The organism is Pseudomonas japonica (assembly GCF_013522925.1).
Lineage (GTDB): Bacteria > Pseudomonadota > Gammaproteobacteria > Pseudomonadales > Pseudomonadaceae > Aquipseudomonas > Aquipseudomonas japonica_A.
In genome coordinates, this window is sequence record NZ_JAAMQU010000003.1 from 232620 (window position 1) to 246546 (window position 13927).

Here is a 13927-nt window from a genome sequence, read left to right on the forward strand (position 1 = left end):
AATCGTCAGTAAACTGTCACTGTTTGATACCTATTCGAGGTTTTGCATGACGCACAGTCCGCTAGCGGGCAAGCCGGCACCGGCCGAATTGCTGATCGATATTCCAAGCCTGGTAACCGCCTACTTCTCCAGGAAGCCAGACGCTTCGGTCGCCACGCACCGCGTGGCCTTCGGTACCTCCGGGCACCGTGGCAGTTCCTTCGACAACAGCTTCAATGAAGATCACGTGTTGGCGATCAGCCAGGCCATTTGCTTGTACCGCAAGGCCAAGGGTATCGACGGGCCGCTGTTCATGGGCATTGATACCCATGCGCTGTCGACTCCCGCCGGGATCAGCGCGCTGGAGGTGTTCGCCGCGAACGGTGTGGACGTCATGCTCGCTACCGATGACGAATACACACCCACTCCGGCGCTGTCCCACGCCATCATCTGCTACAACCGCGGCCGCACGTCAGGCCTGGCGGACGGGGTGGTAATCACGCCGTCCCATAACCCGCCGCAAAGCGGTGGCTTCAAATACAACCCACCCAACGGCGGCCCCGCGGACAGCGACGTTACCAAGTGGATCGAGGCCAAGGCCAACGAGTTGCTGGAGGGCAAGCTTGCCGATGTCCAGCGCATGCCATACGAGCGCGCGCTACAGGCAGCCACTACCCACCGTCACGATTTTCTCAATACTTACATGGCAGACCTCGAGAACGTTATCGATTTCGAAGCAATACGTGGTGCCGGGCTGAAATTGGGTGTGGACCCATTGGGCGGCGCCGGAGTGCGCTACTGGCCTGCCATCGCCGAGCGCTACAAGCTGGACCTGGACGTGGTCAATCGCTTCACCGACCCTACGTTCCGCTTCATGAGCATGGACTGGGACGGCCAGATCCGCATGGACCCGTCCTCCCGCGACGCCATGCAGGGGCTGATCGGGCTGAAGGATCGCTACGACGTGGCCTTTGCCTGCGATCCCGACCACGATCGCCATGGCATTGTCACCCGCAGCGGTGGCCTGATGGCTCCGAACAACTACCTGGCGGTGTCCATCGACTACCTGTTCCGTAACCGGCCGCAATGGCGCGCCGACGCGGCCGTAGGCAAAACCGTGGTCAGCAGCGGGTTGATCGATCGCGTCGCTTCCCGGCTGCAGCGCACCCTGTACGAAGTGCCGGTAGGTTTCAAATACTTTGCGGCCGGGCTGTTCGAGGGCTCGCTGGGCTTTGGCGGCGAAGAAAGCGCGGGTGCATCCTTCCTGCGCCGTGATGGCAGCGTGTGGACCACCGACAAGGATGGCTTGATCCCGGGACTGCTGGCGGCAGAGATGACGGCGCGCCTGGGCAAGAACCCGCATCAGCTGTACCTGGAAATGATCGCCGACCTGGGCGAGCCCTTCGCGACGCGCGTGGATGCCAAGGCCGACCCCCGGCAGAAGGCCGCGTTGGGCAAGCTGTCGCCAGAGCAGATCACTTCGACTACCCTGGCGGGGGAGCCAGTGGAGCGCATCCTCAGCAAGGCGCCCGGCAACGACCAGGCAATCGGCGGCCTTAAGGTGATGACGGCCAACGGTTGGTTCGCCGCCAGGCCGTCGGGCACCGAAGACATCTACAAGATTTACGCTGAGAGCTTTACCAGTGAAACGCACCTGAAACAGTTGGTGAGCGAAGCACAGCAGTTGGTGGATAGCGCCATCAGCGCCTGATACCGCTGTGATGACCCGGCTCCGGTCGGGTTATTTTTTGCTTCAAGCATACCGTATAAAGATTCTAGATAAATCCTGTAAGCCACTGATAAATAAGACTCTAATCGCGTGATCTCGAAATTACATGAAGTTCTGCGGCGTTGGTTTCCCCGGTGGTTGGGCGTAGCCCAGGCACCGTCGGCGCTGCGACAAAAGCCTGCTTCGGCTCCTCGCCGCACCCGCAAGGCGCCCCTGCCGAAAGCGCCCGCGCCGAAGCAACCTGAGGGTGAAAGCCCATTGTTGTTCGCAGACCGGCCACTGAATATCACGCCAGCCATACGCAAGCGAATGAGGGCCGACGTGGCTCGCCTTATAGCGCCACAGGCTCAGCCCACGGGCGCGCAATGGAAGATGATTTTCAGCGGGGCAATCACCACCTGTGTGGTGGCGGGTGCCGGGTCAGGAAAATCCAGCTCACTGGCCCTGCGAATCGTGCTGCTGACTCAGTACCTCGGAGTGCCCCTGAGCGATATCAGCGTTGTCACGTTTACGCGTGCATCGCGGGCGGATTTTGCCGAGCGGCTGGTGCGGCTGTTCAAATTGTGGGGGCAGGCACTCAGCATGGCCGAGGCATATGCGCGGGTAACTACCTTCCATGCGATGGCATTGGCATGGGCCAGGACAATGCCGGGGTTTGCGCAGCTGCGAGCCTTCGAAAGCCTGGGTGAGGGAGAAGGCGCGGGCGATGCCTTCCAGCTGAAGGTGAACCCGGCTCAGCGTGACCAACTCAACGGGTGCTTTCAGCGCTTGGTGGAAACCGACCACGAATTCGCGTCAATCATACGAGCGCTTCGGTTAAAAGCTAGCCGAATGGCGCCGCTTCCTGAGGCTCATCCCGAAGTGCAACGGCGGCTAGTGGCATTGATTCCCGCCGCGGAACGTGACGCTGTGCTATGTGACCTTATCGAAGCTCATTGGCGTGAAGCCGGTCACTGGCCGCTGCCAGGTGTTTCGGCAACGCGCAGCGAGCACCGCATCCATGGCCAGGTATTTCTATGTCATGGCTATAACGAAGCTCAGCAGGCCTGGGTGATGCTGGGTGCCGACCCGAGCATAGGCGATGCGAGCCGCCCCGGGGCACGTTTGCCTGTACGTGCGGAATGGGCTGTAAAACGCACATTGTTTCAAGCTTTCTTCGATAAACCATTGATATGGCTGGATTCATTTTCAGAAGTTGATGTTGATTCTGAAGTACTGCAAGGGGCTGGTATCGACTACAAGCTCAGCGGCGAAAACAGTGCTCAACCCTTGCTCGATGCCTTCGTTGCAATAGCAGGCTTTATAGAAAATCTAGGGCTGGAAGTCCCCACTGCCGTCGCGTCGTTGGAAAACGGCGAGGACGGCTTGTTCTTCCAGGCGCTGAGGCGTTATTGGCCGGCGCTGGAGAAGCAGCTATTAGGGCTGACGCCACCGGTACTCAGCTACAACCGCATGTTTGCGATTTTCAGCGCCCCACAGGGCAGTGCGTTAAGCCGCCTCCCCGAGGCAAAGCTCCACGCCATACGCCATCTGCTGGTAGACGAGTTTCAGGATATCTCGCCCCAGATTGCTCGGTGGCTGCAAGCTGGGCTGGCGGAACGGCTGCGCCGAGACGCAGCTACCAGCGCCACCCTGATGTGTGTAGGGGATGATTGGCAGTCCATTTATGGGTGGCGGGGTAGCTCACCAGCGTTCTTCATGCGCTTTGCACAGGCGTTCCCGTCCCCAGGTTTTCGGCGGCTCATGCTCAAAGAAAACTTTAGAAGCAACCCGCAAGTTATTGAGGCCGCAGAGTTTCTTGTGGGAGGTATCGAAGCGATCCCTGGCAAGAATGCGGTGGCAGCCGGTGCTCGGCTCGACATCGAGGGAGCCTCAGGCGTGCATATACATGTCAGAAACGACGACACCATTGCCCGTATCGCCCAGGAAGCGCTGGATACGGGCGCGACGGTATTGCTGTTATACCGCCAAGCCAGCGATGACCCTCGAAAGGCGCCTGCGGTGCAGTCGATGCTGCAGGCCCAGTCGAAACTTGCCACTGAAGCGCGGCGACTGCGGTGCATGACAATCCACGCGTCCAAGGGGCTGGAGGCACATGTGGTGCTACTGATTGGGGATTGCGCGGCGCGGCCGGCGGCCCCGGCACGCAACCAGCTGTACACTTTGGCGGGGCTAGGTAGTGAGGGGGCCGTGGCGCCTTACGATCAGACTCAGGCTGAAGAAGCGTTGCGCCTGGCTTATGTCGGCATTACCCGAGCGGCGAAGGCCGTGCACTGGTTTCTCGAGCCCACTGCGGCCGCTCGCGCCCCTGGAGGCGCAGCTGCCCGCGCTACAAGCGCAAGGCAACTGTTCCAGCCCGCAATAACGACCGACGCGTGAGCAGCGCAATTACCCGCAAGCGCAAAGCGACTGGGGCGGGATAAACGTCTCGAGCTCGGTTTCGACCGCCTCGATCATGCGCTCCACATCGGTGGCGTTCATCACCGTGGCGCAAGGAATGCCCGCAATGGCGATCAGCGTTTCGCCTGTGCTGCGGTCGAACAGGCGGGCGACCATACTGCTCGGGGCGTCCATGTTGCCCTCGAAGCCCAGCGGATGAAAATGCCAGCGCATGACTTGGCAGGCATTGGGAAAGGTCATTTTGTTCATGGTGCGTACCTCTGCATCATGCAATGTCCATTTGCCGAAGTCGCAATTGAGTCGGGCAGTTGGCCGGTTCAAGAAACATAGCATCGCCATGCTTGATCTGCGGATTTTTTTCTGTACGAAGTGGCACTTTTTCCAATTATGTTGATCCCCGTCACGCTCGCCGCTGAACAGTGCTGACAAGGCTCCCGGACTTGTACCGTTTCAGCTTAAAGTTTCGATAGCCCACTTCAGTTTCCATTGCCCCACGCCGATAGCTTCGACAAGGCGGCGCTTCGCGACCTGCCTTCCGTCACGCGGCAGGTCGCTGCGGTCAATCGAGAAACGCCATGGCCACAAGAAGCCTCACCATTGCCCCCCGTGCCTTTATCGGCTTCGCTTTCATCGCTTGCCTGCTCATCGGGCTGGGCGCATTCGCCGTGGACCGTATGGCGGTGATCCGGGGGGCTGCGTCGGACATGGAACAGAACGAACTGCCCAGCATCGGCTATATCGGCGACTTGATGGAAAACGTGTTGCGCCTGCGCATTACCTCTTTCCGCGTATTGGTAAATCGCGAGCCCGCCGCATTGGCTGAGACAGGCACTCGCATCGCGTCGCTGATGGACAAGGTGGCTGAAGCCCGCAAGCAGTATTCACTGATGCCCAAGGGCGAGCGGGAGGCAGCGGTATTCCGAGAGTTCGAGGCTACGTTGACCGATTACCTCGATGCTCAGCAACGCATGCTCGCCTTGTCGCAGGACAACCGGCTGGAAGAGTTGCGCGCGCTGATCAATGGCCGAATCAAAGCGGGCACCGACAAGATGGGCGATCAACTGCGCGATCTGGTCACCATCAATAAACAGGATGCGGTCACTGCCAGTACTGCCGCCGGCGCGCAATATCATCAGGCTATCTGGACGGTGATCACTATTGCTGCGGTCGCCTGCTTGCTTACCGTGGTACTCGCGCTGTGGCTCACTCGCAGCATCGTCGCCCCGTTGGCGCACGCTGTACGTATTGCCGACGGCATTGCCGGGGGGAACCTGGGGCAGACAATCGACACCACGGGCGATGATGAGCCAGCACGGGTGATGGGGGCCCTGGCCCGCATGCAATCGAGCCTACGCAACACCATTGAGGAGATTGCCGGTTCGGCCACCCGCCTGGCCGCCGCAGCCACGCAGTTGACCGCGACCACCGCTGAAGCCAACCGGGGCCTTGGGCGCCAGCACGATGAGATCGAGCAAGCAGCCACGGCAGTGAACGAGATGACGGCAGCGGTGGAAGAGGTGGCGCGCAACGCCGTTTCCACCTCCGAAGCGTCGGAAGATTCCAGCCGGATCGCCGATCAGGGACGAGATCGCGTGAGCGAGACGGTCCAGGCCATCCAGGCCATGACCGGCGAGGTTGAATCCACGGCCCGCCTGGTAGAGGGGCTGGCTGCGCAGGGGCGTGACATCGGGCAGGTGTTGGACGTCATCCGTGCTATCGCCGAACAGACCAACCTGCTGGCACTCAACGCGGCCATCGAAGCGGCGAGGGCGGGCGAGGCGGGCCGTGGCTTTGCGGTGGTGGCTGATGAAGTGCGCGCACTGGCGCACCGCACTCAGCAATCCACCCGCGAAATCGAACAGATGGTCGCCGGGATTCAGACCGGCACCGGTAATGCCGTGAGCGCCATGCAGTCGAGCACCCAGCGCAGCCAGCATACCTTGGAAAAAGCTCGCGAAGCTGGTGCCGCGCTTGGTCAGATAACCTCGGCCATCGCTCAGATCAACGAGCGTAACCAGGTTATCGCCAGTGCTTCGGCCGAGCAGGCGCAGGTGGCACGGGAAGTGGACCGCAACCTGGTGAACATCCGAGACCTGGCCAGTACCACTGCCAATGGCGCGCGGCAGACGTCACTTGCCACCGAGGACTTGTCGCGCCTGGCCGAGGCCTTGAACGGGCTGGTAGCGCGTTTTCGCACCTGATGCGGCCATTGCGCCGCAGCTGCCTGACACCCGGAGCTAAAGTGCCCGGGTGACTCGAATGTCTTTCAGGCTGTCGGCATGTTCCTGCCCATGGATGGCTAGCAGCGCGGCAAGGGCCTCTTCGGGGGTGCCTTGTTCGAGCTGCGCAAAGTCCCAGCGGCGCTGGCCGTCGAGGGTGTAGTGAATGACATAACGGGTCACGGACAAACCTCAGCTGAAGGAAGAAGGCGAACGGCGGATCAGTTTGATCGAGTGCTTGAACGGCGCTTTTTTCGCGGCGGCATTCAGCTTGCTGCCTGCGGTGTCCAGCGTGATGTTCCAGTAGCCGGTGCTCGGCACGGTAATGCGGGCGGGGAAGCGGTCGAATTCGCCACCGTGATAGGTGTGGCGTGCGCCGTTCTTGAAGGCGCGAAAGTTGGCATCGCTCATCAGCCGGATATTGCAGCGCTGGGAACACTCGATCACGACCACGTCGTCCTCGTTCAGGTGTTCACGCTGGTGTACGAATTTCATGCTGGCTCCAGGTATCGGCAAGGCGCGAACCATAGCACGCCGGCCGCACGCCCCCCAAGCACGGCGCCGCGAACGTTCCTGAGCGGCCACGGTCCTAGCTTCTTTTTGTGGAGGTACACATGAAGGTAGCCGGGCTGTTGCTGGCCGTTCTCTCGCTCGGTGGCTGTGCCACGGTCGCAGAGATCGAGAACACGCACGAAACCATGGACGTGATGTCGGGCAAGGATCCTCAAGCCTTTACCGAGTGCCTGGCCCGCAAGCTTGCGGCCACGCGTGGCCCGGCTACGCTGGTGAAGAACGGAAGCGGCTACAAGGTTATCGTGCCGCGCAAGCTGTCTTCAGGGCCTGCGGCAGTGGTGGATGTGCAGGAGCGCTCTGGCGGCAGCACGATCAAGGTTCATGAACGGTTGTCGAATCTCCCGCTACGCTTCAAGGACGTGCAGGCATCCGTTACCGAATGCATCTCCGGATGATTCGGGCACAGCGAAGCGGAACTTACACGTAAGGTTTTTTTCTATTAGTGCAGCAGCCGCTCGAGGCGCCCATTGTAAGCCTCGATGCGCGTGATTAGACTGCGCCGAACCTGTACGTAACGCCCTAAGAATCAAGGACACTTCATGATCAAGAAATGCTTGTTCCCGGCAGCCGGCTACGGTACCCGCTTCTTGCCGGCTACCAAGGCCATGCCCAAGGAAATGCTGCCAGTGGTCAACAAGCCGCTGATCCAGTATGGCGTCGAAGAAGCGCTGGAAGCAGGTTTGAACGGTATTGCGATCGTTACCGGGCGTGGCAAGCGGGCACTCGAAGACCACTTCGATATCAGCTATGAACTGGAAAACCAGATCCGCAACACCGACAAGGAAAAATACCTGGTCGGTATTCGCAAGCTGCTGGATGAGTGCACCTTCTCGTACACCCGCCAGATCGAAATGAAAGGCCTGGGCCATGCCATTCTCAGCGGTCAGCCGCTGATCGGCGATGAACCCTTTGCCGTGGTACTGGCCGATGACCTTTGTGTGAACCCGGAAGGCGACGGCGTGCTGCAGCAGATGGTCAAGCTGTACAACCAGTTCCGTTGCTCGATCGTGGCGATCCAGGAAGTCGATCCTCAGGAGACCAGCAAATACGGTGTGATTGCCGGCGAGATGATCCGTGACGACATCTACCGGGTCAACAGCATGGTCGAAAAGCCCAAGCCAGAGGACGCGCCGTCGAACCTGGCGATCATCGGCCGCTACATCCTTACCCCGGACATCTTCGACCTGATCAAGAACACCGAGCCAGGCAAGGGTGGCGAGATCCAGATCACCGACGCGCTGATGAAGCAGGCGCAGAACGGCTGTGTGCTGGCCTACAAGTTCAAGGGCGAGCGCTTCGACTGCGGTAGCGCGGAGGGTTACATCGACGCCACCAACTACTGCTTCGAGAACTTCTACAAGAAAGGCCAGTTGTAACCGACAACCGGTTAGACTCGAACGCCGCCATTTCCAGTAAATGGCGGCGTTTTCGTATGAGGAGTTTTCATGGCTTACGATTTTGACCTCTTTGTTATTGGCGCAGGCTCCGGTGGCGTGCGTGCCGCCCGTTTCAGCGCCGGGTTCGGCGCCAAGGTAGCCGTGGCGGAAAGCCGTTACCTGGGCGGCACCTGCGTAAACGTAGGGTGCGTACCGAAGAAGCTATTCGTGTATGGCGCGCACTTTCATGAGGATTTTCAAACTTCCCAGGGCTTTGGCTGGGCACCTGGCACGCCATCCTTCGATTGGCCCACGTTGATCGCCAATAAAAACCGGGAGATCGAGCGCCTCAACGGCATCTATCGCAGCCTGCTGGGCAACAGCGGGGTAACAGTGATCGATGGACATGCGCGGATTCTCGATCCACATACAGTGGAAGTGGCCGGTACCCGCTACAGTTGTGAGCGCATTCTCATTGCCACGGGCGGTTGGCCCTCAATCCCCGATATTCCCGGGCGCGAATACGCTATCAGTTCCAATGAAGCCTTCTTCCTCGAGCAACTGCCCAAGCGGGTGATTGTGGTAGGCGGGGGTTACATCGCGGTCGAGTTCGCGGGCATCTTCCACGGCCTGGGCGCGCAAACCACCCAGCTTTATCGTGGTGACCTCTTCCTCAGAGGGTTCGATGACGGCGTGCGCAAACACCTCGCCGGGGAACTGACCAAGAAGGGCCTGGACCTGCGCTTCAATACGGATATCGCGCGTATCGACAAAGATGGCGAGGTATTGACGGCCACCCTCAAGAGCGGCGAAGTGCTCGAAGCCGACTGCATACTGTATGCGACAGGCCGGCGCCCGATGCTGGACAACCTGGGGCTGGAAAACACAGGCGTGCGACTCGACGACAAGGGTTTCATTGCAGTGGACGAACATTATCAAACTACGGAACCGTCGATTATCGCGCTCGGTGATGTGATCGGCCGCGTGCAGCTCACGCCGGTGGCCCTGGCGGAGGGCACGGCCGTGGCGCGTCGCCTGTTCAAGCCTGAGCAATACCGCCCGGTGGATTACGCCAATATCCCCACTGCCGTGTTCAGCCAACCCAGTATCGGCACCGTTGGCCTGACCGAAGCCCAGGCGCAGGAAGCGGGCCACAGCGTGCGCATTTTTGAAAGCAGCTTCCGCCCCATGAAACTGACGCTGACTGACATTCCCGAGCGGGTGTACATGAAGCTGGTGGTCGATAGTGCGTCGGATAAAGTGCTCGGCTGCCATATGGTTGGGCCCGAGGCAGGAGAAATCATCCAGGGCCTGGGCATTGCCTTGAAGGCCGGGGCGACCAAGACCATGTTCGATGACACCATCGGCGTGCATCCGACGTCTGCGGAAGAGTTCGTGACCATGCGAACTGCGGTCGGTGAGTAATGTGGCTGTTACCCCGGCGCGAGCGTAGGTACCGAATCGGGGTTCAAGCCCAGTTTGTCCAGCGCTGACCGGCGCTGTCGACTGATGGTTTTCTCGCTGCGCTTCAATTGCGCGGCGGTCTGCCGGCCCGTATACCCCGCGGCGATCAGGCGCATGACTTCCCGCTCCCGAGGGGTAAGCGCCTGATGGTTTTCCTGGCCCCAGTGATATCGGGTGAGGTAATGGCGCTCAAGGACGCTTTCCAGGCTTGGGCTTACGCAAAGTTTGCCTTGTGCAGCCTGATTGAGGATGCGAGGCAGCTGGCTGCTGCACTCTCGTTTGTCGTACAAACCCTTTGCCCCGGCTGCCAGGCTGGCCGCCAACACGGCAGGCTGTTGCGAAGCGGTCATTACCACCAAGGCGGTCTGCGGGAAGGTCGTACGCAGCCGTACCAGCAACTCACGCCCCGACGGCCCACGTTCGGGCGGCATGTACCAATCGACCAGTGCAAGGTCGCAGCCTCTACCGCGAAGGCTTCGTAACAACGCCTGCCCTCCCTCCACAGCATCGGCGATGACGAAGCGGCTGCGTGGAGCGTTTTCGAGCAGCCGCCGCAGGCCATACAGCACGGCAGGATGATCATCTGCGATCAGGATAGTGAGGGCCATGGCCGGTCCTTTGGATAGAAAGGTAGATGTTGCAACTAGAGGTCTATCAGGTTGTGCTCCAGCGCGAGCAGAACCGCAACATGGCGGGACTTCACGCCGAACTTGCGGCGAATATTGCAGAAATGGAAGTTGATAGCCGACTCACTGCATCCCAGTATTCGTGAAATTTCCCACGAGGATTTGCCCCGCGCACTCCACTCCAATGCAGCCACTTCCCTTTTGGTCAGATAAATCGGCTCGGCATGTTGCGCGCGCCCGTTGAGGCTGGTGTACGACATCACGATGCTCCCTGGTGAACATGTAAGGCTCGTAAGAGTGGAAGCGCGGTGGCTTCAAGGGTTTCCAGCGCTGTCCACTGTCCGATACCTTAATGCGCCTGGTGAGTAAGCCGTGTAGGAAAAGGCGATGAAAGAATGCTGAATATTCAACGGGTTAACCCGAGGGGTGAAAGCCGCAGCTGGGTACAGGGTGGAGGGAAAAAGATCGTACAGGGAGCAACGCGACGTTTTCGGATCCGTTTTGAAAGCAGCTTTACGGACCGCCGGTAGTGTTATACAAAGCTCCGCTGCTGCGTTTTCGTATGGCCCACGTGCTGGCCATAGCCAAAACCAATGGCCAGCATGTGTATTGCCAATGAGCATGCTAACGATTTCGTAGCTAGGATTGCTCCAGTCAGATTTACCTACCCAGGAGATTCACCGATGCCCATCATCAACAGCCAGATCAAACCCTTCAAAGCCCAGGCTTTCCACAACGGCAAATTCGTTGAAGTGAGCGAAGCGGACCTGAAAGGCAAGTGGTCTGTGGTGTTTTTCTACCCAGCTGACTTCACCTTCGTGTGCCCAACCGAGTTGGGCGACCTGGCCGATACGTACGCTGAGTTCCAGAAGCTGGGCGTTGAAATCTACAGCGTTTCGACCGACACCCACTTCACTCACAAAGCCTGGCACGACACCTCGGAAACGATCCAGAAGATCCAGTATCCGATGATCGCCGACCCGACTCACGTGATCTCCCGCAACTTCGACGTGCTGATCGAAGACGCAGGCATCGCTGACCGCGGTACCTTCGTGATCAACCCGGAAGGCCAGATCAAAGTCGTTGAAATCACCGACGGCGGTATCGGCCGCGACGCGCTGGAACTGCTGCGCAAGGTCAAGGCTGCTCAGTACATCGCCGCTCACCCGGGTGAAGTCTGCCCAGCCAAGTGGCAAGAAGGCGAGGCCACCCTGGCTCCGTCCCTCGACCTGATCGGCAAGATCTAAGATCGTGACCCGGTCTGCGGCGGTGAGCCGCCTTTCTTAAGCGACACCACCGCCCACAAAAGCGCCCGGGCGACCTTCGCCTGGGCGTTTTTATTTGTGCCGGTTGTTCTGAATCGAATGCTAGTAAAAGGAAATCGCCCGTATGTTGGAAGCCAATCTTAAATCCCAGCTCAAGTCGTACCTGGAACGGGTCACCCAACCGATCGAGTTGATCGCTTCGCTCGACGACGGTGCGAAATCCCGTGAAATGCTGGAGCTGCTGAAAGAGATTGAAGGCCTGTCTGCGCTGATCACCCTGCGCGACGATGGCATGGACGCGCGCAAGCCGTCCTTCAGCGTCAACCGCCCGAACGGGAACATCAGCCTGCGCTTCGCCGGCATCCCCATGGGGCATGAATTCACGTCGCTGGTGTTGGCTTTGCTGCAAGTGGGCGGCCATCCGTCCAAGGCCAGCGCAGAAACCCTGGAGCAGATCGCCAACCTTCAAGGCGAATTCCGCTTCGAAACGTACTTCTCGCTGTCCTGCCAGAACTGCCCGGACGTGGTACAGGCACTGAACCTGATGGCGGTGCTCAACCCGGCTATCCAGCACGTGGCCATCGACGGCGCGCTGTTCCAGGCCGAGGTCGAGCAGCGCCAGGTGATGGCGGTGCCTAGCGTTTACCTCAATGGTGAACCCTTCGGCCAGGGCCGCATGGGCCTGGAAGAGATTCTCGCCAAGCTCGACACCAATGCTGGTGCCCGTCAGGCTGAAAAGCTCAACGCCAAGGCAGCCTTTGATGTGCTGGTCATTGGTGGTGGGCCTGCTGGCGCCGCAGCGGCGGTGTATGCGGCACGTAAGGGCATCCGTACCGGTGTAGCCGCCGAACGTTTCGGGGGCCAGGTGCTCGATACTTTGGCAATCGAGAACTTCATTTCCGTGAAAGAAACCGAGGGCCCGAAACTCGCAATGGCCCTCGAAGAACACGTCAAGCAGTACGACGTGGACATCATGAACCTGCAGCGGGCAGAGCAGCTGATTCCGGGCAGGCATGGCGATTTGCACGAGGTACGCTTCGCTGGCGGTGCTTCGCTCAAGGCAAAATCGGTGATCATTGCTACGGGTGCCCGCTGGCGCGAAATGAACGTGCCGGGTGAGCAGGAATACCGTAACCGTGGCGTTGCCTACTGCCCACACTGTGACGGCCCGCTGTTCAAGGGCAAGCGCGTGGCGGTGATCGGTGGCGGTAACTCTGGCGTAGAAGCCGCGATCGACCTGGCCGGTATCGTTTCCCACGTAACGCTGATCGAGTTCGACAGCCATCTGCGTGCCGATGCGGTACTGCAGCGCAAGCTGACCAGTTTGCCGAACGTCAAGGTGATCACCAGTGCGCTGACCACCGAAGTGAACGGAGATGGCCAGAAGGTAAACGGCCTGACCTACAAGGATCGCCAGACCGGCGACCTGCACAAGATCGAGCTGGAAGGGATCTTCGTACAGATTGGCCTGCTGCCCAACACCGACTGGCTCAAGGGCGCGATCGAGCTGTCGAACCGTGGTGAAATCATGGTCGACGCGCGAGGCGAAACTGACCTGCCGGGGATCTTTGCTGCGGGCGATGTGACCACCGTGCCTTACAAGCAGATCATCATCGCCATGGGCGACGGTGCCAAGGCGTCGCTGGCGGCGTTCGATCACCTGATCCGGAGCTCTGCACCCGCTTGACTCATTGGGGGGGCTTGCTCCTCTTTGTGATCAATGCCGAAGCCGGCTGTTCTCTCGCGAGAGCAGCCGGCTTTTGCGTTTGTGGAGAAGTCTGAAGCCCGTTCGGCTTACGGAACGGCGAGCCCCCGGCGTACTCTTATGTAGCCTACGGAACGGTGAATTGGCAGCTTCGCGCGGCACGGCAAGGGAGTATCGCAGGTGATTCCAAAGCATGAGGTCTTAAAGATCATCCAGTCCAGCTTCCTGCCACTGCATTGCACCTGCATGCTGCACGATGGTGGGACCATGACGATCGAGGTTACCGATCCCGCCAACGGGCATATCGACCTGCTGGTGGTGGGTGTGCCGCTGGCGCCCCTTACCAATATTCGTGCGATTTCGAACCTGGTGGCCGAATTGCGCCAGGAGCTGCAAGCCAACCAGGAATGGTTCGCTGGCGACCAGCGCAAGGGTGTATGGCCGCGCCGTTAGGTCAGCGGCTTTCCTTGTGGATCAGATACATCACGTAGCCGAAGGAACCGAGAGTACCCGCCACGATGGCGACCATGATAAGACCGTCCATTTACCTGCCCTCTGAAAGAAGTAGAGGGTTGCATGATGCGCGGATGA

Annotated in this window: 14 protein-coding genes and 1 pseudogene; 10 read left to right on the forward strand and 5 right to left on the reverse strand. The window is 59.8% G+C overall.

Annotated features, from left to right (window positions below; translation table 11 throughout):
• Positions 1-46 precede the first annotated feature (46 nt).
• Both pgm and G7016_RS06225 read left to right on the forward strand, forming a co-directional pair.
• The gene (gene pgm / locus G7016_RS06220; RefSeq protein WP_181111971.1) at positions 47-1690 is read left to right on the forward strand and encodes a phosphoglucomutase (alpha-D-glucose-1,6-bisphosphate-dependent); all 1644 of its coding nucleotides are present in this window, start codon (positions 47-49) and stop codon (positions 1688-1690) included.
• A 339-nt stretch (positions 1691-2029) separates the two neighbouring features.
• Positions 2030-4087: a UvrD-helicase domain-containing protein gene (locus G7016_RS06225; RefSeq protein WP_181111972.1), complete on the forward strand. Its 2058-nt coding sequence runs from the start codon at positions 2030-2032 to the stop codon at positions 4085-4087.
• A gap of 9 nt (positions 4088-4096) precedes the next feature.
• Here the strand turns inward: G7016_RS06225 and G7016_RS06230 are convergent, their stop codons facing one another.
• A complete protein-coding gene (locus tag G7016_RS06230; protein ID WP_181111973.1) occupies positions 4097-4357 on the reverse strand; it encodes a DUF1652 domain-containing protein in 261 nt (86 codons plus the stop codon).
• Between the two features lie 326 nt (positions 4358-4683).
• Between G7016_RS06230 and G7016_RS25490 the strand changes: the two are divergent.
• Positions 4684-5226, forward strand: a pseudogene (locus G7016_RS25490) (MCP four helix bundle domain-containing protein); the annotation flags it as partial.
• 21 nt (positions 5227-5247) lie between these two features.
• Positions 5248-6309 carry a methyl-accepting chemotaxis protein gene (locus tag G7016_RS06235; RefSeq protein ID WP_375139681.1) on the forward strand — a complete coding sequence of 354 codons (1062 nt, stop codon included), beginning with the start codon at positions 5248-5250 and terminating at the stop codon, positions 6307-6309.
• 36 nt (positions 6310-6345) lie between these two features.
• On the opposite strand, the gene G7016_RS06240 is transcribed toward G7016_RS06235, so the two are convergent.
• Entirely contained in the window at positions 6346-6510 is a 165-nt protein-coding gene (locus tag G7016_RS06240; RefSeq protein WP_181112219.1) for a hypothetical protein, read from the reverse strand.
• Positions 6511-6519: 9 nt separating this feature from the next.
• A complete protein-coding gene (locus tag G7016_RS06245) occupies positions 6520-6822 on the reverse strand; it encodes a DUF1883 domain-containing protein (RefSeq protein WP_181111975.1) in 303 nt (100 codons plus the stop codon).
• Between the two features lie 119 nt (positions 6823-6941).
• On the opposite strand from G7016_RS06245, the gene G7016_RS06250 reads away from it, so the two are divergent.
• The 3 genes from G7016_RS06250 (at position 6942) to gorA (ending at position 9701) form a co-directional block, all read left to right on the forward strand.
• The gene (locus G7016_RS06250) at positions 6942-7295 is read left to right on the forward strand and encodes a hypothetical protein (RefSeq protein ID WP_181111976.1); all 354 of its coding nucleotides are present in this window, start codon (positions 6942-6944) and stop codon (positions 7293-7295) included.
• Between the two features lie 144 nt (positions 7296-7439).
• The gene (gene galU / locus G7016_RS06255) at positions 7440-8276 is read left to right on the forward strand and encodes a UTP--glucose-1-phosphate uridylyltransferase GalU (protein WP_181111977.1); all 837 of its coding nucleotides are present in this window, start codon (positions 7440-7442) and stop codon (positions 8274-8276) included.
• Between the two features lie 69 nt (positions 8277-8345).
• On the forward strand, positions 8346-9701 hold the full coding sequence (gorA, locus tag G7016_RS06260) for a glutathione-disulfide reductase (protein ID WP_181111978.1): 1356 nt from the start codon (positions 8346-8348) through the stop codon (positions 9699-9701).
• Between the two features lie 8 nt (positions 9702-9709).
• On the opposite strand, the gene G7016_RS06265 is transcribed toward gorA, so the two are convergent.
• The gene (locus tag G7016_RS06265) at positions 9710-10348 is read right to left on the reverse strand and encodes a response regulator transcription factor (protein ID WP_181111979.1); all 639 of its coding nucleotides are present in this window, start codon (positions 10346-10348) and stop codon (positions 9710-9712) included.
• A gap of 35 nt (positions 10349-10383) precedes the next feature.
• Positions 10384-10626, reverse strand: coding sequence for a response regulator transcription factor (locus G7016_RS06270; RefSeq protein WP_181111980.1), 243 nt, complete (start codon positions 10624-10626; stop codon positions 10384-10386).
• A 423-nt stretch (positions 10627-11049) separates the two neighbouring features.
• Between G7016_RS06270 and ahpC the strand changes: the two genes are divergently transcribed.
• The 3 genes from ahpC (at position 11050) to G7016_RS06285 (ending at position 13789) form a co-directional block, all read left to right on the forward strand.
• Positions 11050-11613 (forward strand): alkyl hydroperoxide reductase subunit C, encoded by a 564-nt coding sequence (ahpC, locus tag G7016_RS06275; protein ID WP_181111981.1) that lies wholly within the window; start codon positions 11050-11052, stop codon positions 11611-11613.
• A 142-nt stretch (positions 11614-11755) separates the two neighbouring features.
• Positions 11756-13318 (forward strand): alkyl hydroperoxide reductase subunit F, encoded by a 1563-nt coding sequence (gene ahpF / locus G7016_RS06280; RefSeq protein WP_181111982.1) that lies wholly within the window; start codon positions 11756-11758, stop codon positions 13316-13318.
• A 198-nt stretch (positions 13319-13516) separates the two neighbouring features.
• Positions 13517-13789 carry a DUF1652 domain-containing protein gene (locus G7016_RS06285; protein ID WP_181111983.1) on the forward strand — a complete coding sequence of 91 codons (273 nt, stop codon included), beginning with the start codon at positions 13517-13519 and terminating at the stop codon, positions 13787-13789.
• Positions 13790-13927: the final 138 nt, after the last annotated feature.

What these genes read in the sequence shown, in the direction of transcription:
- pgm (WP_181111971.1), top strand. Translation starts at nt 47, where the DNA reads ATGACGCACAGTCCGCTAGCGGGCAAGCCGGCACCGGCCGAATTGCTG.
- G7016_RS06230 (WP_181111973.1), bottom strand. Translation starts at nt 4,357, where the DNA reads ATGAACAAAATGACCTTTCCCAATGCCTGCCAAGTCATGCGCTGGCAT.
- G7016_RS06245 (WP_181111975.1), bottom strand. Translation starts at nt 6,822, where the DNA reads ATGAAATTCGTACACCAGCGTGAACACCTGAACGAGGACGACGTGGTC.
- G7016_RS06250 (WP_181111976.1), top strand. Translation starts at nt 6,942, where the DNA reads ATGAAGGTAGCCGGGCTGTTGCTGGCCGTTCTCTCGCTCGGTGGCTGT.
- galU (WP_181111977.1), top strand. Translation starts at nt 7,440, where the DNA reads ATGATCAAGAAATGCTTGTTCCCGGCAGCCGGCTACGGTACCCGCTTC.
- gorA (WP_181111978.1), top strand. Translation starts at nt 8,346, where the DNA reads ATGGCTTACGATTTTGACCTCTTTGTTATTGGCGCAGGCTCCGGTGGC.
- G7016_RS06265 (WP_181111979.1), bottom strand. Translation starts at nt 10,348, where the DNA reads ATGGCCCTCACTATCCTGATCGCAGATGATCATCCTGCCGTGCTGTAT.
- G7016_RS06270 (WP_181111980.1), bottom strand. Translation starts at nt 10,626, where the DNA reads ATGTCGTACACCAGCCTCAACGGGCGCGCGCAACATGCCGAGCCGATT.
- ahpC (WP_181111981.1), top strand. Translation starts at nt 11,050, where the DNA reads ATGCCCATCATCAACAGCCAGATCAAACCCTTCAAAGCCCAGGCTTTC.
- ahpF (WP_181111982.1), top strand. Translation starts at nt 11,756, where the DNA reads ATGTTGGAAGCCAATCTTAAATCCCAGCTCAAGTCGTACCTGGAACGG.